Annotated in this window: 19 protein-coding genes and 1 pseudogene; 5 read left to right on the top strand and 15 right to left on the bottom strand. The window is 33.8% G+C overall.

Going from position 1 to position 20,525, the window contains the following annotated elements:
* Nucleotides 1–281: 281 nt before the first annotated feature.
* A complete protein-coding gene (locus MMB69_RS10145; RefSeq protein ID WP_129710273.1) occupies nucleotides 282–878 on the top strand; it encodes a mechanosensitive ion channel family protein in 597 nt (198 codons plus the stop codon).
* 2 nt (nucleotides 879–880) lie between these two features.
* Here the strand turns inward: MMB69_RS10145 and MMB69_RS10140 are convergent, their stop codons facing one another.
* The 3 genes from MMB69_RS10140 to MMB69_RS10130 form a co-directional block, all read right to left on the bottom strand.
* Complete coding sequence (locus tag MMB69_RS10140; RefSeq protein ID WP_221784838.1) at nucleotides 881–1,459, bottom strand: HAD-IA family hydrolase; 579 nt, start codon at nucleotides 1,457–1,459, stop codon at nucleotides 881–883.
* A gap of 127 nt (nucleotides 1,460–1,586) precedes the next feature.
* Nucleotides 1,587–2,573, bottom strand: a complete 987-nt coding sequence (locus tag MMB69_RS10135; protein ID WP_277447640.1) for a glycine-rich domain-containing protein — start codon at nucleotides 2,571–2,573, stop codon at nucleotides 1,587–1,589.
* A gap of 72 nt (nucleotides 2,574–2,645) precedes the next feature.
* Nucleotides 2,646–3,065 carry a hypothetical protein gene (locus MMB69_RS10130; protein WP_014459592.1) on the bottom strand — a complete coding sequence of 140 codons (420 nt, stop codon included), beginning with the start codon at nucleotides 3,063–3,065 and terminating at the stop codon, nucleotides 2,646–2,648.
* Between the two features lie 407 nt (nucleotides 3,066–3,472).
* Between MMB69_RS10130 and MMB69_RS10125 the strand changes: the two genes are divergently transcribed.
* Nucleotides 3,473–3,964 (top strand): hypothetical protein, encoded by a 492-nt coding sequence (locus MMB69_RS10125; RefSeq protein ID WP_277447639.1) that lies wholly within the window; start codon nucleotides 3,473–3,475, stop codon nucleotides 3,962–3,964.
* Between the two features lie 80 nt (nucleotides 3,965–4,044).
* Nucleotides 4,045–4,179 (top strand): DUF4184 family protein, encoded by a 135-nt coding sequence (locus MMB69_RS10120; RefSeq protein ID WP_162258467.1) that lies wholly within the window; start codon nucleotides 4,045–4,047, stop codon nucleotides 4,177–4,179.
* 56 nt (nucleotides 4,180–4,235) lie between these two features.
* On the opposite strand, the gene MMB69_RS10115 is transcribed toward MMB69_RS10120, so the two are convergent.
* Complete coding sequence (locus tag MMB69_RS10115; protein WP_260506787.1) at nucleotides 4,236–4,598, bottom strand: DUF4183 domain-containing protein; 363 nt, start codon at nucleotides 4,596–4,598, stop codon at nucleotides 4,236–4,238.
* Between the two features lie 134 nt (nucleotides 4,599–4,732).
* On the opposite strand from MMB69_RS10115, the gene MMB69_RS10110 reads away from it, so the two are divergent.
* Entirely contained in the window at nucleotides 4,733–5,113 is a 381-nt protein-coding gene (locus MMB69_RS10110) for a DUF4183 domain-containing protein (RefSeq protein WP_071273549.1), read from the top strand.
* 139 nt (nucleotides 5,114–5,252) lie between these two features.
* On the opposite strand, the pseudogene MMB69_RS10105 reads toward MMB69_RS10110, so the two are convergent.
* The 8 genes and pseudogenes from MMB69_RS10105 to MMB69_RS10070 all read right to left on the bottom strand — a co-directional run.
* Nucleotides 5,253–5,369, bottom strand: a pseudogene (locus MMB69_RS10105) (aminopeptidase); the annotation flags it as partial.
* A gap of 205 nt (nucleotides 5,370–5,574) precedes the next feature.
* Complete coding sequence (locus MMB69_RS10100; RefSeq protein ID WP_047750636.1) at nucleotides 5,575–6,048, bottom strand: hypothetical protein; 474 nt, start codon at nucleotides 6,046–6,048, stop codon at nucleotides 5,575–5,577.
* A 715-nt stretch (nucleotides 6,049–6,763) separates the two neighbouring features.
* Nucleotides 6,764–7,780: a DUF4435 domain-containing protein gene (locus MMB69_RS10095; RefSeq protein WP_047750635.1), complete on the bottom strand. Its 1,017-nt coding sequence runs from the start codon at nucleotides 7,778–7,780 to the stop codon at nucleotides 6,764–6,766.
* A gap of 6 nt (nucleotides 7,781–7,786) precedes the next feature.
* On the bottom strand, nucleotides 7,787–9,304 hold the full coding sequence (locus MMB69_RS10090; RefSeq protein ID WP_047750634.1) for an AAA family ATPase: 1,518 nt from the start codon (nucleotides 9,302–9,304) through the stop codon (nucleotides 7,787–7,789).
* A gap of 151 nt (nucleotides 9,305–9,455) precedes the next feature.
* Nucleotides 9,456–10,463, bottom strand: coding sequence for an MBL fold metallo-hydrolase (locus MMB69_RS10085; protein ID WP_047750633.1), 1,008 nt, complete (start codon nucleotides 10,461–10,463; stop codon nucleotides 9,456–9,458).
* Nucleotides 10,464–10,511: 48 nt separating this feature from the next.
* Nucleotides 10,512–11,414: an HNH endonuclease gene (locus MMB69_RS10080; protein ID WP_047750632.1), complete on the bottom strand. Its 903-nt coding sequence runs from the start codon at nucleotides 11,412–11,414 to the stop codon at nucleotides 10,512–10,514.
* 45 nt (nucleotides 11,415–11,459) lie between these two features.
* The gene (locus MMB69_RS10075) at nucleotides 11,460–12,404 is read right to left on the bottom strand and encodes an HNH endonuclease (protein WP_277447638.1); all 945 of its coding nucleotides are present in this window, start codon (nucleotides 12,402–12,404) and stop codon (nucleotides 11,460–11,462) included.
* A gap of 368 nt (nucleotides 12,405–12,772) precedes the next feature.
* Nucleotides 12,773–14,383, bottom strand: coding sequence for a hypothetical protein (locus MMB69_RS10070; protein WP_047751832.1), 1,611 nt, complete (start codon nucleotides 14,381–14,383; stop codon nucleotides 12,773–12,775).
* Nucleotides 14,384–14,932: 549 nt separating this feature from the next.
* On the opposite strand from MMB69_RS10070, the gene MMB69_RS10065 reads away from it, so the two are divergent.
* The gene (locus tag MMB69_RS10065) at nucleotides 14,933–15,664 is read left to right on the top strand and encodes a M48 family metallopeptidase (RefSeq protein ID WP_047750630.1); all 732 of its coding nucleotides are present in this window, start codon (nucleotides 14,933–14,935) and stop codon (nucleotides 15,662–15,664) included.
* Between the two features lie 33 nt (nucleotides 15,665–15,697).
* Here the strand turns inward: MMB69_RS10065 and MMB69_RS10060 are convergent, their stop codons facing one another.
* The 3 genes from MMB69_RS10060 to MMB69_RS10050 all read right to left on the bottom strand — a co-directional run bounded on the left by MMB69_RS10060 (nucleotide 15,698) and on the right by MMB69_RS10050 (nucleotide 20,524).
* Nucleotides 15,698–18,634 (bottom strand): type I restriction endonuclease subunit R, encoded by a 2,937-nt coding sequence (locus MMB69_RS10060; protein ID WP_047750628.1) that lies wholly within the window; start codon nucleotides 18,632–18,634, stop codon nucleotides 15,698–15,700.
* The gene (locus tag MMB69_RS10055; RefSeq protein WP_047750627.1) at nucleotides 18,627–19,226 is read right to left on the bottom strand and encodes a hypothetical protein; all 600 of its coding nucleotides are present in this window, start codon (nucleotides 19,224–19,226) and stop codon (nucleotides 18,627–18,629) included. Before MMB69_RS10055 ends, MMB69_RS10060 begins: the two co-directional genes overlap by 8 nt.
* Nucleotides 19,227–19,294: 68 nt before the next feature.
* Nucleotides 19,295–20,524: a restriction endonuclease subunit S gene (locus tag MMB69_RS10050; RefSeq protein WP_277448050.1), complete on the bottom strand. Its 1,230-nt coding sequence runs from the start codon at nucleotides 20,522–20,524 to the stop codon at nucleotides 19,295–19,297.
* Nucleotide 20,525 lies beyond the last annotated feature (1 nt).

The raw sequence follows: 20,525 nt of genomic DNA, 5'->3' as shown, positions 1-20,525 counted from the left end.
AATATCTGTATATAATGTTTGTTAATAAGATCTATACTAATCTCTGCTATAAGATTTTATTTAATATTTGTATAAAGAAATGTTTTAAAAATATCTATACCTGAGGATTTTCACTTTTTCTAAATTAAGGAGTTTTCATTACATATACCAAATACAAATAAATTAAAATAAAACAAAACAATAGTTCAAACGCCTCTTAATAAATTCTAGTAGTATATTTTTAAAAATAAATTATACTATTCAGTAGAGAAAATTTTATAAAGCAAGAAAGGGACTTAGTCATGAAAGACATACAGTGGGTACAGCAAACTTTATTTAATACCGGTAAGTGGATTGACATTAGTGAAGTAATTATAAAGATTATCTTGATTTTTATTATTGCTCAAATCGTTATCCGGTTTGCTCGTAGTGTAATTAATAAAATCTTTGATTTCAGATTTAAAACCAAGCTGCTGAGGTACAACGAACGTAAAGAAATAACGCTGAAAAAGCTTTGTCTGAGCATTGTCATGTACGTCGTGTATTTTATTGTACTTATCACATCTTTAGAAGCAATCGGAATTAATATGAAAGCTCTTTTAGCTGGTATTAGCGTAGCAGGATTTATTACAGGCTTAGGTGCACAAAATTTGATTAAAGATATTTTAAACGGTTTTTTTATTCTATTTGAAGATCAATTCTCAGTAGGAGATCACGTATCCATAAATGATACGAAAGGAACTGTTGAAGAAATTGGATTGCGCACGACAAAAATTCGCGGAGTTGACGGAGAGTTTTACTTCTTTGCTAATAGTAACATTACAAAAGTAGCGAACTATACGCTCGGTGAAATTCCCGAAGTACATAACCCTGAACAAATAAAAACTCGTGAAGAATAGCTTCACGAGTTTTTATTTACGACAGTTGTAAAGAATTGATCGTATGATGTAAGGTGATAATCTGCTTCGATGTCGTTATTTTGAAATGCACATGTTTTGATTCCAAGTTCACGGGCAGGTTTTAGATCAAGCTCGCGGTCTCCAATCACTAAATCGAGCTGATACTTATCGTGAAGATAGGCATAAGCGCCGCTATCAGGCTTTCGTTTATAGCCATCATCTTTTGTAATAATCTCCGTAAAATGGTGCTCCATATTAAAAAATGCCAGAATATCAAGAGTAGACTGTCTAGATTTATGCGTAACAATTACATTTGTATCCGCAAAGCTCAGTACGTCTTCTACGTGAGGAAAAGCAGGCTTATCTTTAGGGTTAATTTTCTGTTCGAGCACATGGAAGTGGTTATCAAACAAAGACTTTTCAATATTGAAATGCTTAATTGCTACGTCAGAAGATATTTTCATCTGCTTTAAAATATCTTCTTCTGAGATTGTTTGATCTGTTAGTAATTCTTTGAATGCTTTTACAATCGTTGGATAGGTATCAAAGATGGTTCCATCAAAGTCCCATAAAATATTCATTTTCACTGTCTCTCCTTTTTAAAAACGTAACGATTATACCAAATTTTTCATTGCTTGTCAGTGAATCATTTTATCGTCGTTGCATTTAAAGTAAAAAAACTCGTATAAAACGAGTTTTTTTACTTTATTAGCTGCTGCTGCACCCACTCCCGCAGCTAGAGCTTGAACAGCTGCTGCCGCTGTCATGATGGTGATGACCTCCATCGTTGTGGTGATGGTGGCGGTTGTCTTCCCAGGGGCTTGAACAGCTATACCCGCTGTAAGAGGCTGTATCTCCCGCATACATCGTCTTTTTATATAGCAGCAGCTCATTCATATGGCTTGAAAAGTTGGTGACTTTGTAGAGAGAATAAAAAACAAAGCCTTGAAGAAGAAGTTCGTTTGATACATTTCCTTTTTTAGCCGCTTTTTTAAAATAAGTTGATCCGCCTGCTTTTTTTCTTTTTCGTGCAGCAGTGACTTCTTCTTTTAACGTTTGAATCAGGGTTCTCTGCTGTTTTTCCCATTTGGCGTTTCTTAAAAAATAGCGATCTAGTAATTCATCTTCTGACAATCTTTGAAAATCTTGAAGCGTACTTTTATCAAGCGGATGCTGAAAAAATTTCCCCCAAAGCAGTCGGCTGTTACCCGTTATGTCAAACAAATGAGCATACATCCAATCAAAGAACGCTCGCTTATTCGGCTGTGGGGATGGAATTGTCTCTACATTTGGCTGGTGATGCAAAAAGCGGTTGAAAAAACGGTCTGTAAAACGTTCATAATCCACTGTAAACATAATCATTTCATGCCATACTTCATCCACTTTTGCACTAAACATCGGTACATCTTTGATGACTGCATTTAATAAAAAGTAGCGCTTCATCTCAAAAAACGTCCATTCCACTTCATCGTCTTTTGTATTTTTCCCTTTCATACGCTGTTTCACTTGCTGAACATAGGCTATCGGTAAAGAATCTTCTAGTGAATGAACAATATCTTCAAAACCATTACCTTTATGTATTCCGAGCTCATCTGGAAGCTCCTCTTTATACAAGCGAAATCCCCTTGGCTTTCCAATCCCTTTAATAATCAAAGCTAAAAGAATTACCGCTCCTACTATAATTGCTGCTATCATCTTCTTCCCCCTATACCGCGTCTATATATTCAATATTTTACCACATTCGTAAAATACAAAAAAAGAGCTCAATTAACTTGAGCTCTCGTCATCATCGGGTATCTCGTCTACCTTTTCTACTTTGACTAGACCTTTCGTGCTATATTCAAGATCAAAGTATGCTTTAACGATATCTCCTTTTTTCAAATTGCTTGGAATCGGTTCATTTAAATTTTTATCGGAAAATTTAATGCCCGTTCCTTCTTTTGTTGTTCCGCTGTATGTACCATTTTCGATTTTTTCAATAGTAATATAATACACTCGATATTTGTGCGCTTCCTCGTCGCCCTTTGCTTTTTCTTTAACGGTTTCTTGTTCAGGAAGCTTACTCAGTGTTTCTTGGGCCTGTTCAGAAGTCGGCTCTGCTGATCGATTTATGAATTGCATCACAACTAACACTAAACATATAACTACTAAAACTAATAATAATATCTTTTTTGCTGATAAAGACAATGAACTGTGCCTCCTTACACCTTTATGTATATCATGCTGCACACAAGAGATTATACACGATAAAGGATTAGAAATTGGGATAAATTCTATAAAAATAGTAAAAATATGAGAAAGTACCTAGAATTTTTTACGTTTTTCTGTACTTTTTTGAGATAAAAAAGAACTTTGGTACCTTATCCTTAAATTGTAACTGATTTGCTTCATTTTCGAAAAGAGTTTTGCCTATTTTGTCGTAAAAAAGTCATAATAAGAAGGAATATCACACCATATTGTCGAACGTATGTATATACTTATAATGAACTGCCGAACTGCTTTTCTCTACCCTCATTGTTGAGGCAATATGGCAACTGAAACAGCTTGCTGTTAAATTCAGATTACACATCTATACTCAGGAGGTGGAATGCAAAATGATGTTTGCACTTATTGTTGTGGTTGGTATCGTAGCACTTGGCGTAGCTAGCTTCTACGTCATTAAGCGGCCTCAAGGAGCTGTTGATCCTGAGGATCGCAAACCGCTTGTTTCTGTAAACGGGCATGTTAAATTTGCAGAAGGAATTAATCAAATTTCTATATCTAAAATTGACATGTACGATCAGCGTCTTGTTATCAATCAAGTAGCTATTATTCCATTTAACCGTATTCAACGAGCAGAATTTTCAAAGGTTGTCAAAAATGAAAAAGGCCTTCACGGAGCTCCTGTTCAACGCTATTTCGGTGAGTTAACCATTCATTTCACAGATAAGAACGGGCAAGAAACCTACATTCGCTGTGAAACACCGAAAAGAAATCAATTTCACCTCATCTACCAGTACGATTTAATGAAAAGACAATTAAATAAGCGTCTTGGTCTTGAAGATCAGCAGCCTTACCTTACTCTCCAAGAACCATACGAACTATAAGAGAAAACCTCCCTTTTTCACATATTATTTCACTTCCCTGTACATACTAGAAGCGAAACTGAAAATGGGAGGTCATTCCAATGGATTTTGTCCGTTTTTTGCAATATTTTTGTTCAATCGCCGGCGCTCTATGCTTAGCGTTTACCTACTATCACATGTTCAAGCGTGACGCTCCGGTTAAAAAAGAAGAATCACAACAAGGTGGAACTGACTAACGTTCACCTTGTTTTTTGTTTCCAGGCATGTGTACTTCGCATTTTGTGGTTGAAAGTTAGATTACTTTAATCATTTGTAAAATCACGGGTGATTTTTCTAAAGGAATATCCTCTGTGTTAATGATAAGAAGTCCTTCTTGGACGCTGTAATTGGAGGAAGGCTGTAACACACCGTTTATGAATAGATTACTGTATGAGTAGCTCTCAGGATCTAATATATGCTGAGCGCCGTATTCTTTTAACGCATCTTGATCTGTAAAGATGCGCTTGCTGCCTCCGGCTACCGTATAGTATTCAAAGATGCGAACTTTTTTCGGGAATATATACCTAAATTCCTGCTGAGGCAACACGGGAAGCTTAACAAAAGGTGTTGAACAAGAGGGTGCATACTGATCGCAGCCGTAAGATTTTTTCTTCAAGAAAAACTCTCCTTCACAGATGTACTTAGTTTAGTTATAGTTTTTAAGAATTAAATTTATGCCATTAAACCTATTCCTCAGAAGGAACAAATGCATATATTGAAGGATAGAACATGAAAGGAGGTAACACATTTATGCCTCTTCAAATTATGAAACTCGCTATAGCCGCTACTACCACTGTAACAGCCAGCCCAACCGTCTCACGCTTTTTCTATGCAGCCACTGCTACAACTACGGGTGCAGCTACTTTAACAATAGATGCCGCTGACTTTTTTGGTGATACAGGTGGCGCGGCTACTGCACTTCCAGCTTTAGCTACGGATAACAGCTATTACAATGTGTATATCAACGGCGTTTTACAAATGGCTGGCCTTTCCACATATACGCCAGGAGCTACAGGTGTCGGTTCTTTAGCTATTACTGTTCCTGCAGGATCTAGCATTTTAACAGGTTCTCCTATAGTTTTGGAAGTTGTTAACTTTGCTCCTGATTCTACAACTGATGTACAAACTTAAAAATAACTTGCTATCGTTTTATTTTAAAGCGTAATCGCGTGTAAGATATATAAAATCTCAGTTTTACAGAAATTTAGTATCACAATAAAAGCTTCTGCGCTACATCCGCAGAAGCTTTTATCATTGTTATTTATTTAATTCAAAACGCCCAGTTCCCTTTTCTAAACACAGGCTCGCTTGTACCGTCAGCTTTAATGCCGTCGATGTCCATTTCAGCTGAGCCAATCATGAAGTCAACGTGGGTGATGCTGTCGTTTTAGAGTGGAAAATTAGGGTTCTGTGACCAATTCGTGACCACTGTGTGACCAAAAAATTTAGGCTCTTAAGCTTGTTATTAAAGGTTTCCTTATGCTGAAGATATTTAACTTAATAAAAGGATTTTCCACTTAAAAGTATACTAGTCGCTGATAGCAGCTATAGTGATTGCGGTTTATATAAGCATATAATTCCTCATCCATCTTCTACTCCTCGTCATGTTCACAATCAAGTTTCCAGTGGAAATAAGCATTTTTAGCTAAACGATGCTGGTTATTTAGCACCGTTCTCTGTTGAGAGATGAAATTTTCTAATTGATGTAAAAGTGTTTCTACGAGTTCATTGAAATCGCTTGATAAAGCTGTTCCTTCTATTGAAATTTCCAATCCTTTAATTTTAGGAAGATTAACAAATCCAATTGATGTAAGTGGTATTTGTTTTCCTAAAATACCCTTTTTGTCAAACTTTATGGCTTTATTTCCAACTTGTTGAACTAATAATTCGTGGACATTAAGTTCTCCATTTTTAACACTGACATGGATTACAACCCCATCTTCTTTTATCTCATCCTTTGTATAAACTCGCTTAAATAATTCATTATATCTACCTAACTGCCTTCTAAAGCCTCTTAACTCTTGTGACAACCCTCTTCTGGGATTTTCCTCCTCTATTAATGGCATTCTAAACCATCCCCCTTTTTTTTAACTTAATAATTTATTCAACGACCTAATGTTTTTCACCTTCACCTTAAAAAGTTTTTTTTAGACTTAGATAACATTTTGTTCAATTCTAATATCAATAATATAAGTTAATTGCAAAGTCTCAATATTCAATTGGTTACATCCAAATCTGTTACTCATTTCATCAGAGAAGGTGGAATTACCTGTCACGTATTAAGATGCACGAAATATATCCTTGCTTAGCAAAAGCGTTACCTTCTTGAATTTCTTAGACAATCATAGCTGCTCGTTCAAACTCTCCAAATAAGCTAAAAATATTGAAAAACAACCTGCCTGATGGCGTGTCTTCTACTACTCACATTACCTTTATTCCTCTAGCGAATAGAGCCTTAACAGTTATAATAATTTCAAACTACTGACCTTGAATTTACAACTAATTTATTGACTGCCAGTAATGACTTAAGCACATTAATTAATTTAGGCTTATAGGTTTTATTTGTGACCTTCCCCTTAGATACATACTCGCAACCTTTCACTTGTAGAGATTGGATTCAACCACTTAAAAACATATCAATTCTACAGCAGGTGTAAAATCATCAAGGTTCATAGGTGTAATTAAGAATAAGCATGTGTGAGCATACAAAAAAGACATCCAAAAATGGATATCTTCTTTAATTTTATTGAAAAAAATTAAATTCTATAAATCATTCAAACTTTAATTTACTGTACCAAGTTTAATTAACCTTTCTTGGAGATATGTTCTCAAGCAAACTGGAGTAACGGCAAATTGCATCAAATTTGTTTTAAAATTATTCTTTCCAATTTGGAGTGGTAAATTTCTTTTTTCTATATTAAACTCATTAGGTTCGTTCATTTCTTGAATAATCTTTTTATATAATTCTAGTAAAATTTCTTCTATATACTTGCCTCTTGAATTGTTTAAAATATCCGCCTTTATATGATTTATTTCGAGTTCCATTTCTTCTTCCGTCACCTCGTACGGATTAATCGTAATGTTTCTTAGCATTTCTATATTTAAATTTGAAAACTTCTCCACCATAGTTAATTGTTTAATTTTTGATAAGGTTTTTAACTTTTTCAAATCTATTGAAAATCTTCTACCTTCTTGTAAATCTTTGTTCTTTTTATTTATTTGAATTGAATACCAAGCATTTATAATAACTATCTCTTCTAACCTATCAAATAGGTTTTGGACGTAATAATCCTTTAATATAGCATAATCCTCCAAATCTTTCCCAATAGATTTATTGGTGATACGGGAATGTGCTTCTAAAAAGCCCTCTAGGACGCTGACATTAGCATATAGATTTTCTATGGCATAACAAGGAGTTTCATATATTTCTCTTCCTAGTTTATTTACTTTATTAAAATCTCTATCAACAAAATATAAAGATATATTCTTAATTTCTACAAAATCAAACTTTATTTTATTAAATAACTTGATAACGTTATCCCTATTTCCACACCCTTTAGAAAATAGCCCCTTATTAATTGAGTGCATCTCTAACCACGTTCTAATTCGATTTGGATAATATTTAAAGTCATCTTTTCCTTCATAAAAACAAAATATAGTTTCATCTATTCCATGTTCTTTTTTTGATTGTACTAACTCTTGAAAAATAACCTCGATAGCATCCAACTCTCCCAGCATATCTTCAACTAGGTCACCCACACGCTCGATTCCGCTTTGGTTTTCTAATTCTGATATCATAGGGAATCACTCTACCTTGGTGTTACGATTTTTTTTTGTTTTAAATCTATTTAAGTCTTTGGCAAACACTTCAAATTCATTTTTAAATATAAATGGTGAGTGAGTGGTTGATATCAATAATGCTATTTTCCCCGAATTATATATGTCTTTGAGTATTCTTTTCTGCCATGCAATTGAGAGTGACAACTCTGGTTCGTCAATAATGTATATCATTGGTTTAGTGTCTTCTAAGTACAGTTCAGAAAAAATAGAGAGTATTTGTTTCTCCCCAGAAGATAGTTCGGAAAATGAAATTGGATTGTTATCTTCCAAATCATTAATTCTTATTCTAGGGGAAATTTCATCGTAAACTAATTCTTTATTAATGAGATATTTATTACAAACATCTTTAAATTCTTTAATTTTATTATCAATTTCCCTTTGGCTATCATATATTTTTATTAATTTATATATATAATATTCTAAGAACTCTTTATTGCTGTATTCACTAGTATTAAGGTTAGTTAAGAAATCATTCAACTTATCGTATTCTTTTATATTCTCTTTACCAATTCGTCCCAAAATAATCTTAGTTTTTTCCATCGTTATTTCTTTTCTCTGATTCTCAGAGATTGCCAATGTACTGTCACTTAGTAAATCACCTAATATCTCACCATTTATTTTGGAGTGCGTCTCAAATGCTTCTTTAGTTAGCCTGTTTGTAAGCCTGTTAATCCTTGATTCAACATCTTTTAATCCAAATTTTAAACTACTTTCTTCAAATTTCCCTTCAAATTCAATATCATCAGTGTATATCTCCCTTAATTCTGCTTCAACCCTTCTAAAAGTTGGTAGATATTTCACATGTTCTTTTAGATTTTCTTCTATTTTCTCATAACTTTCAGTATAACTATCTTTTAAATGATTTAAATATTTGTTGGCTCTCTTAATATCTTCCTTAGTATATTCTTTTTGATTCTTTAAATTTCTAAGATAAAACCGTATTACTTCTTCTGAAACCACTTCATCTTCCCTGAACATCACATAATCATGTAAAGTTTCTGGAAGATTCTTCTTGTTTGATAAGTATTCTGTGAAAAAATATTTTTCACTATAATTCTTTATCCATGAACTATCTTTCAAGTTCTTGTTTTTATTTTTCCTAATACTGACTACGTTATTGTTACCAAAGTCTAATTCAACCTTTTCAAAAGGCAGTTTATTAAGCGTTTCAGAATCCCTATTTAAAGCCGCAACGATTATTTTTATAATTGTCGTTTTTCCGTGACCATTCTCAGCAACAAAAATATTAATTTGTTCTTCAAAATTTATCTCATAGTCGTACTTGTTAAATAATCCTCGTATTTTTATACCTTTTAACGAACTCTCATTTTTAAATTCTTTTTTTGCGTTTATTCTTTGAATAATATCGTTTGCTAAGACATCATCTATTTCGGTCAAATCTTCAAATCCATATTCTCTACATATTATTCCGAATTCTTCATTGTCTACGTTTAATAAACGCTTAAAATTATCAATTAACATAAAAAACCTCCCCCTACTAAATTCAAAATATTGTATTCCAACAAAATTGTTACCATTTTGACTTGAGATTTCAGTCTACTTTTGAATTAAGTAATTAATATTTATTAAAATCTTATTAGATTTAAACACACGAACTAAAATCTACAAAACTTCAGCATCTACAAGGTCTATTCATTGTAAACCAAGCTCCACTCCTATATTTAATTTTAACTTTCCGATGAGTACTAGAACTATTACATATTGTACAATATTTTAGTCTTAATCTTTTATAAGCTTTACATGGACGTAATGTCGTTTGTTCGTCGCTTCTCACGTAAATTAAACTCTTCCCAATTACTTTTTTGTAAACATTCTTATTTTCCTCCGCACCATGATGAGGAGCTGTTACTATAGATTTTTCTTTTAAGTACACCTTGTTACTTTTTCTCCTTCCAGTAAATACAAAGTTTGAATCCGAGCAGAATAAAACATTTGGAAACTTTTTTCTTTCATACTTAAAAACTAATCCCATCCTATTTATTAGGGTTAAATCTAGGATTAAAGCTCCTAAGGACTTATATGGTCTTATTACTTTTACTTCTTCGCAATTTAAACCTATTAATGGATAGTTATGAACCTTATACTCTTTATGCCAGTGATTATACTTAAACCATCTTATTGTAGATTTCCCTTTCCTCTGCCTGCAAGCTTCCAACAGTTTCTTAATCCTGGGAAGAATTTTTGTATACACTTTTCGTAAATTAGCTCGCATTCTATAAGTCTTTTTTCTTTTATTGGTAGATACTGAAATCCCATCTTCTTCTTTAAAATCTTCTATTTCAGATAGTAACTCTTCATCATTCTCGTCTTCATATTCCGACTCATAATTATCAAAAAGGGCAGAGTATTCATCCAAATATCCTTCCGCTCCTGCAAATATACTAGGCAACCAAATTTCATTAATATCTATAGTTGATTTAATTAAACCTATTACACCGTTTAGGTGGTCTTCATCATAATGCGTACAAATAAGTATCTCTATATCCTGCTCTCCTATTTCTTCCTTTACCATTGCAGTTATTCCACTTTCATTAAATCCTCCATCAACTACATAATTATATTTATCATCTTTTAAGATGAACGAGTCTCCTTTTGAGACTGGCAAAGCAATAAATTCCATTAATAAATTTCCCTTTCCAAATTTATTAGTTATATAACCTTCCTCTGTTTAATTTATAAGGAGGTACTCTTTGTGCCACTTCATGTACTCTTGTTGACCCTCGTTCATCTCAATATTCATATTTTCATTGATATTAAGAAAAATCCTTGTGCCTTCATCTAAATAATCAGAAATTATAATTTTACCATCAGTATCAAAGCTGATATATCCCTTATCAAACAAAGCATCATGATTTGGACAAAGTAACAATCCATTATCAATATCTAACCGCTCTTGATGATTGGCTTCATTCCATGGTTTAATGTGGCTTGCTACTAAGAATTGTTCATTTGTAACACCACATAACCTGCATTTATTTTCAATTGCTAAAAGTCCTTTTTTAAAAGCAGATTGACCAATTCTAGATTTAATTACTTGTTCTCTTTCAGTTTCTGTTATGTCATCACTAATAAGATTTTTCATGTCGCTCTCAACACTAACTTTACTTTTTATGATGTCATGGCTATTATTCCATAGTTTCTGTAGTGTAATTGCATGTCTTTGTGATAGGAGGTAATTTGTTTGAGTTCTTTGTCTCAGTATAAGTAAATCTTTTAAAACAGGATGTTCAAGAAGGGATAATCTGTTTATAAATCCACCCTCCCACTTTACCTGTAAAACTTCCAATTCCACCGCTAAATATGGATTTTTCCACTCATCGGTATACCAGTAATTTTGCGCAGTTTCGTCATTGGTTCTTTCTACAGGCAAACTTATTACTTTAGCTTTAGCTAGTATTCCACCTGTGCCTCTATTATTTCCATCTGACCTCCACAAAAAGACTTCATCATCTAATTCAATTTTATCTAAAAAATGTTCTTGCCTTAATGACCACCAAATATACTTATGATTTTTAATGTAAGTATCAACATCAAAAAATCTTGGGTTTCCTTGAAATATCCATGTATTCATTGCACTCATTCCTTTATAGTACTGTTAGCTTAATTACAATACTAACTACTTAAATTTGTTCTCTCTATGCCATTTCATATACTGCTGCTGGCTTTCTTTCATTCTAATATTCATAGTTTCATTGATATTAAGGAAAAGCTTAGAATATTTATCCAAACTACTTGAAATTAAAATCAACCCATCTTTGTCAAAACTAATATGTCCTTTATCAAATAAAGCATCATGATTTGGACATAGTAGCAATCCGTTATTTACATCTAACCGCTCTCGATTATTTGATTTACTCCAAGGTTTGATGTGGCTTGCTACTAACAATCGTTTATCCGAGACACCGCATAGTCTACATTTCTTTTCTATAGCTAAAAGAGTCCTTTTAAAAATTGACTGTCCTATGCGTGCTTTAACAATCCAATCTTTTTCAGTTTTATCTAAGACAATTTGTGTTTCTAAGTCTTTCTGAAGTTTTAGAAAGCTCGTATTATGTAGGGGATTCACTTTCTCGAGTAATATGTTTACTTGTGAATCATCTAGGGGAAAAAACCTTCCATAATTTTTCAATTTTGATGAAATGGCTGCTTTTTCTGTTTGATTTGGAGAAGGTTTAAACTCAATGGATAATTCCTCTAGTAATGCCATGTTAACTTCTAAAGGAGTATCTAATATCATTGATTTATCTGGATTGCCAAAAACAATTACTTCATTCTCCTGGACGCTCTTCCTTAACAAGTGAGGATTTCTATAATTCCTCATGATTGAATTATCCTTTTTTGCTTTTTGAATTTCCAAAACCTCTGCCACTTCGTAAAATGCAGTGATACAGACCTTATCTTCTATGCTTCTGTTAAAAAAAAGAAAATCGCCTTTTAAAACTTGAGTTTTTAAAGTGTTCCCTCTGTTCTCTTTATCTCCATAAGTGTACTCTGAGAAAAGCGGGTCTTCTTCCCCTTCATTATCTTTTGGGTCTATATATTGGATTAGATAACTCGTCAAAGCATGCTCTCCCATCCGATTTAGAATTTTCTTAAACGAAGTCTGAACTGATTACTGTAAACAGATAACTTGTACTTTTATGGTCATCTAGGAATATTATACCACATCCTTTTGCATAAATATTATAAGATAAGAACAGGTGTTAAAACCTGTCCCCATAACCTATTATTCTATAAGCAATTTGTCTGTAACAAACAATAAAATCAAAGTTTTATTAAAAGTTGTGAGGCTATATTTTAAACTTTAGCGCAATCTAGTCGAACGCTACAAGAAAAAAAAGAGCCTCTCCAAGAGACTCTTCATTTAAATTAATCGTTTCTAATTCTTTTAAATAATTCAAGAGGGTGTTCTTTTTTTAATAGGATTTCTTACTTTAATAACTTATCCCATTCCTTACTTTCCTGTTCCTTTGTACAACCTAATTCATATTCAACCTTATCCATCAGCTCTTCTGCTTTAACTTCCCTTTTCAACTCTTCTCTAATAATCGTATCAAGCTTCATATGTTCCATAGCTTTATCACCGTATTTTTCTTCATACTCCTGAATCTCATCTTGAATATCTGCCATTGCCGCTTCATATTCATCTTCTCTATCAAAATTCTTAGAAGACTCAACATGTGGTTTGGCTACTACTTTTTTAACTTGCTGTTGGTCTTTAGAAACTTGAGTTTGCTTGGTTTGTTCTGTAGTAGTCAATTCTTGATGTTGTGCAGCATTCACATAAAGTTTACCACTATTATCATTCTCTTTCTTAATACTTCTTCCACTTCGTTGTTCTTTTTTGATGTTCTCTAAATCAATATTACTCATACCATGTAATTGGATATGAATCTTTCTAATACAGTCCACATATCTATCACTTTTAACTAAGGCTTGGTTTGGAGTTAGCTCCCTCCGCATTTCCATTTCCTCATTTTGTGCAATCAATTCATCTTCAGTCATATTAAATATTTCTAACAATTCTTTTGTATCTTCACCAATAGTTAAGTTCCTATTCTTAGGCTCTAAACTCCTATCATGCTTCTTTTGAGCATTTTCTACAACATAATTAAGCAGCTTGCTGTGGTATGCCTGTTCATTGTTAATCGAATTGAATGCATCAGCCTCAGAAGGATAATGTGCCTTAATAAACTCTTCAAAAGCATTTTTTTTTATAACTTTAATTTTTAATACTTCATAGATATATTGCAATAGCATTGCATTTCCATTAGCATCTTCTATATTCTCAAGATATTCAAGCCACTCAGCATTAAATACTTTAACTCTCTGGGTGTTCTTTAAATTAAGTGCTTCCCAAATATTTATTCTATGCTTTTTGAGCAATTCTACTTTAGCATTATTGATGTCATTTGCAGTATCCTTTTGTATTTGAATTGGCTCTTTTGAATTCTTCACTTTACCTTTCCATGAGGAAATAACTTTAATCAGATTCAAATCTTCTGCTTGGTCTAGTACAGTTTGTAAATGTCCTCTAACAACATTTTTTATCGTATATGCTAGGTCGTGGAATATCTGCTTTTCTCCACTCTCAATGATTCCTAATTCCATCATAAATTCATTGTATGGCTTGAGTGCTTCTTCACTGTATATCCCCTTCATAATATCTTGTTCAGAAGGTGATATAACTCCAAAGTGGGTCGCCCAAGCATTCATAGTTCTCGGCTTATCGTCTACATCAGCTATCTTACTCATCACCATAAGTGCTAAATGCATCGAGTGTGCGGGTGCTTGTCCTTTATTGAATTGGCGTCTGTCTTCTTTCTTAACCTTTTCTTTTCTTTTTTTATCTGTGTAAATGATTCGTTCTCTACCTCTTCCTTCACCCGTTTCTTTCACCACCTCATAATAGCATTTCATTTCTTTTATGAGGGATTCAAATTGCCGCTTATTCAAATTCCCTTTATTCTTTTTCAATGAGTTTATCTGATGGGGTGTAAACTTCTTAACAGCATTTGCTAGTGTCCATTTTTTCGCCACTTTATTACCTACTTTCTACATGTTTTTATTGTTGAATTTGACAATCAATTTCTGTGCAAGATTTGTCTTTATATATAATGTTAATATATATAGACAAATCTTGCACTGTTTATTTACTCTAGATTGGTTATAGTTTTACTAATTGTTTTAAGAGTTTTTAGTATTACTTTTTTGATTGATGCTATTTAATTCTATTTATTATTTATGATGTTTTATTGTGATAAGCAGTTTTTAATAAGTAAGAGCGTTGAGCGTTTCGAGACTTACTTTAGAAATGCTTATTGTTAAGGTGTTTTTAATGGATAAAACTCACGAAAAATCCGTATCGTATCGGAATATTTTACACCGTGTTGGTGTGATTGCGGGTGCTACATCGTCTTGAAGCAGAGAGTATATAATATGTTAAAATACACCACTCATCTCTGAATACCATCCCTTCTGCCTTCATAATGCCTTCAGATTATATGCCTTAAAATCCCAAACAGTGAGTAGTTGCCATTAAATACTTCATTTCGTAAAATAATGTTATATAAAGAAAGGAGTTAAAGCATGCCAACTTTTCAATATGGAACTACAGCTATTGAGTATGACATCGAATATACCGACGATAAAAAAGACGTATCTATCATTGTTGAATGGATGGAAGGTATTCGCATCGTAACTCCTAAAGGCATTACCAATAAACAACTTGAAGGAATTATACAAAAAAAAGCCCCTACTATTTTCAATAAGTTAAGAGAGATAAATGAGATAACAGAGCCACCTTTGCCAAAAGAATTTATCAGCGGTGAAAAATTTTCATATTTAGGGCGTAACTATCGATTAAAAGTATACAAAGAAAATGGATTAGAGAAAGCTGATTTAGCCTTTATGAGAGGAAGGTTTATTGCCACTGTTCCTTCTAAGATGGATAAAGTTGAAAAGAACAAACAGCTGCTTCAGTTGTTTAAGGATTGGTATCTTGAACATGGCACAGTGAAATTACAGTCGCGTTTAGAGCTATATTGCGCGAAGATGGGAGTTACTCCTCATAACGTTCAGTTAAAGGAACAAAAGTTTCGTTGGGGAACTTGTACATCAAATGGTAACATCTATTTAAACTGGAGAATTATCATGTCACCAATTTCTATTATAGACTATGTATTAGTACATGAATTAGCACATTTAAAGTATATGAATCATAGCAATGACTTCTGGAACTTTGTACGCTCCATCTTGCCTGATTACGAACAGCGTAAGGAATGGTTACGAGTAAACGGTCCTACTTTAACATTGGAATAGAAAAAAAGCCATCTGATTGAGATGGCTTTTTTTCTATTTTCTATAATGTACTACAGCCAAATCTATTAGTTGCTGTGTCAAACTTTCAAGTTTATCTTTTGGACAAGGGCTAACACGTAGTTGTTTCTTTATCTTTTTACGTATCTCACGCTTTACATCCTCTTTTTTTGTCCACTCCACAACTGTTTCTTCTAAAATAGTGTCTGTGATAAGATGGGTTAATGCTTTTAAGTCTTCTATATCCTCATAAGGAGGCATTTCGTTCTCCAACATCTGGTAAAATGGATACTGTTCACGAGTAAAACCATGTTCTTGACTCTTGTCTGCTGTATTACGCATATCATTTACAATATTGCGAAGTTCTTCTAGCATTTCCTCAATATCAGTTTGACGTTCTTTACGTCTTTGAAGTAATTCTTCAAGTCGCTCTTTTAAAGATGTATAATATACTGGGTTTTCTTCTAGCTTAACTCTAATCTCGTGACGAATAGCGTGTTCCATTTCGGCTGCTTTACCTTCTGGTGTTTTCTGTTCCTCTATACGTTTTTCAAACTTGCTGGAAAGAATGTCTATTGGCTCATGAACAACGTCAATTCCCACTGCTGCAAGATGCTCTTCTATAAGTTGCTTTACTTTCTCTCCGCAGTCACTGATATCCATCTTTTCTTCACGATAACGAGACTTAGCTAGCTGTCGTATCTTTCCTAAAAACTTTAAGTCCCCAATATAATCATGCGCTTTCGAGCTTGGCATAACCATATCCATACTTTCAGAGAATTTTTTAAAAGCTGTATCAAATTCATCCCGTATATCTTCTGGTTCTAACATTTGCAAACAAGATTCTAGATTATCTTTAGAAATATAGTCAAAAAAACGCATTGCAGCACGATGACGAGATTGTAACCTTGGTATTTCAGTATCAATACTTTGTAATGCCCCCTGTACGTCTTCCTGATTAAAGATAGCAAGTGCTTGTTCAAGGAACTTTGATACACCATAATAGTCTACAATCAAGCCATATGTCTTTTTATCATATGTACGATTTGTACGAGCAATAGCTTGAAGAAGGTTATGCTCCTTAATGGGTTTGTCTAAGTACATAACTTGTTCAATCGGGGCGTCAAACCCTGTGAGCAACTTATCACATACAATAAGGAAACATAGTTTATCATCAGATATTGGCTTCTTAAAACGAGCAATGATTTCTTTTTCTTCATCTTTAGATATATGATGTCTTTGAAGATGTTCTTTATCATTATGGCGTGCCGACATAATGATTTTCGACTCGTAATTACTTAACTCGTCTAACACCTCTTTATAAATGACTGCTGCCTCACGACTAATGGCTACAACTTGTGCTTTAAATCCGTTGGGTTGAATGCGGGTTTCATAATGCTCAATCATATCTAACACAATACGCTTAATCCGTTTACGTGAAGAAATAACAGCTTCTTCTGTCGCATACTTCTTCTTAATCCGTTCTCGGTCTTCTTCCCTGTATTCACGGAATTGTCTCTCAAATAGGTCGTCTAAGGAATCTCCTTGTACATGCAGGTCAACCATTCTTGCTTCATAGAAAATCGGAAGAGTTGCACCGTCTTCAACTGCTTGTTCAATAGTGTACTTATCAATATAAGGTCCAAAAGTTCGCTTAGTACTCTTATCTTCCTTATCAATAGGTGTACCTGTAAACGCTAAATAACAAGCGTTTGGCATGGCACTCTTCATCGTAGTTGCTAATCCGCCATACTGGGAGCGGTGGGATTCATCAATCATAACGAAGATATTCTCAGTTGTAGATAAGTCTTTAAATTCCTTTGTCTCTGCATCCTCTTGAAACTTCTGAACCAATGTCATGATAGTAGAGCCTGTACCTTGTTGAAGTAATTGCCTTAGTTGTGTAACCGTTTCAGCTTGTTGAGGATTGGAGAAACCACATCGACGAAATGTGTTTGTGATTTGGTCATCCAAGTCTTTACGGTCTGTTACTACAACAATGGTAGGATTTTTTAATTCTTTAATTCGTCGTAACTTAACAGCGAGGTATACCATTGTAAGAGATTTTCCGCTTCCTTGTGTATGCCATACAACGCCACCACGCTGGGTTTTATCTTCTGTATGTAAGATACGATTAATTGCTTTGTTTACAGCACGGAACTGCTGGTAGCGAGCAAGTTTTTTAATCGTTCGTCCTTCAACTGGCTCGTATATAATAAAATTGCGAATTAAATCTAGCAGGCTCTCCTTCGTGAGCATCCCAGTTGTTAGGATGTCCTGTGGTGTTGGGGAATCTCCTAGTTCAGCAACTGTGCTTGGATAAGGGTCTTTCCACTCACCATAATGCTGTACTTTTGCACCAATTGTCCCTGCTCTTGCACGGTCATTACTTGTGACAATCATAAATTGGTTGTAATGGAATAACTGCTCATGAGAGTTTTGATAACGGATAAGCTGTCTTACACCTTCGCCAATTTGTTCGTCTGGCTGCAGCATAGGACTTTTACATTCAATAATGACCAATGGTATCCCATTAACAAAAACAATAAGGTCAGGGCGAATGTTACCTTGTGCATTACTAATTGTGAACTGCTCCACAACAATAAATTCATTGTTTTCCGGCTTTTCAAAATCAATAAGCTTAACTGTCTGATTCTTTTTCCCTTTACCGAGGTCCTGTTGAATAGAAATCATGTTTACTATCATTTCATGAAACTTCTGATTTGCTTCCATTAAACTAGTTGATTCAATATGAGTGATAGAGCGAATGACTTTCGTTAGGTTTGTGTCAGTAAGCCAAGGATTTAATCGTAAAATGGCTTGGGTCAAACGTTCCTTTAATATGATTTCACCTCTGGTTTCTCTTTCAGAATCAATAAAAGGACTATGAAGGTGTTCATAGCCTAGTTTTTTTAATTGTGTAATCAAGCTGTTTTCTACTAACTCTTTTTCGTTCCATTTTTGTTTATTCATGACTATCTCTCCGATAACTCTTCTCTTTATCTTTCCTATACATCATGTACTGCATTAAAGAAGAAGGAAAGAAATGCCTAGCAGTATACTTTTGGCGTTCGTAAGTATGTATCCTACTAAAAATAAAGTCCTCAATATGTTCTAATGAAAAGGTTAAGAAAGTTTCTGTACTTTGAACCTCATATTCCGAAACAACGAGTTTCAAAAATTGTTTCCCATCATATTGCAACATAAAGTTACTTTCATTCTGCGTGAGCATTTCTTTTACCTCGAGTTCTGCAAAGCCTATTCTGTTAAGGGCATACTTCACTTTATGGTTATTAAAAGTTTTAGTGAGATTGGGTCTAGGTCCTGTTTTCACTTCACATAGCACTCCTGCTATGTCATATTCCTTTAAACAACTAAATAACTCCTCATCCCAATCATCGATACTACCACCTATTTTTTCTTTTACATATGGTAAACGTACTGCAAGTAAATCAGCATCTCCATTTCGATTATGCTGTGTTTGATGGTAGACAAAGTTATCTAATACAAAGAAACCGTTTAAACGTAAATACCAATATGCGAGTTCTTCCCCATAGTTTTTCATCCTTCCATCTCCTTATATCCCTTGAATACCTACAAATTATTTTTCTCCCTCAGTAAGAGAGGAAAAGGTCATATCTGGGTCGCCTTAGCTTTGCCCATTTTCACACGGACTTCTCCTACTAAAAGAGATTGCATAAGACCTTTTCTTATATCCCTTAGATGGATTAATCGCTTTAATTCTTTTTGTGCCTTTTTTTCGATATTATCTATAATCATTGTAACTTGCTTTTGTTCTAATTTTGAAGGAACTGCTATCTTAATTTTCCTTAAATTTTGCTGTGTTAGTTTTAATCTCGTAGCCCCTTGAATAGATAGATAAGGGGTAATGTCCCTATGCTCAAGAAATCTATATATCCATTCATTTGTTACACTATTTTTAGCTTTAAGTACATGAGCATGATTATTAACCCAACTTTTCTCTCTTACAATATTTGTCATTGACCATTCTCTAAATTTTTTAAAATGGTCTCCATCTTCCCCAATTAGTACAATTTCTTCATCGAATATAAAGTCATTAATATAATCTACAACACCTGTTGCTCCATAATAAGGAACTTCCCCTTGTATGTTTTCCCTAACTTTTTTACTAAGAGGAACACGTCTACTATCTAGTATTTCGCAACAATCTTCTATTGTAACAATTTCCCATTCGTCAGGAATCTTCCCAATCTCTGTTTGCTTAAATTTGGTATGGTCGATTCCTTTTGTAAATAATTGCTGCATTATGCCGACTTTTATTTTTTTGGTTTGGTCTATAATAGCTTCTGTTTTTTTTATTGATTCATCGATAGAAGAAAGAACTGAAACGATTCTTCGTTGTTCCCCTTTTGAGGGAAAAGGGATTTCAAGTTCCCTTATAATTTGTTGACTAATATTGGGCTGCGCTCCTCCAGCACCTAAAGCAGTAATTTTATCCTTGTTGGAAGTTAGTACATAATATAAAAATTCTGGTTCAATTTCCTCTTTTGTAATCAGCGCACAGCAAGCTTGGTTAGTTGCAGCTTCAATTTTTGTAATAGAAGTTTTACCAATGGTTGCGCCATACATAGCCATTAAAACAGCGTTTTTAGGGATAAGTTTAGCAGAGGATTGTTGTAATGCTAAATTTGTAATCTTTTCTTTAGTCTCAAAGATATACTTCTGATTCAATTCTCCTGTCTTTATCCAAGGTATCGTACCTTTTTCATAATACTCTTTTTTAGAACGTGAAGGAGTTCCACCACTTGTTGTCTCACAAACATCCTTAATTTTTTTTATTGTCCAATCAACGGGAAGGAGTCCAATAGTTGTTTTTTTCATA

Source organism: Priestia sp. P5 (assembly GCF_029522155.1).
In the GTDB taxonomy this organism is placed as follows: Bacteria; Bacillota; Bacilli; order Bacillales; family Bacillaceae_H; genus Priestia; species Priestia megaterium_E.
This window is presented reverse-complemented; position numbering and strand designations above follow the sequence as displayed.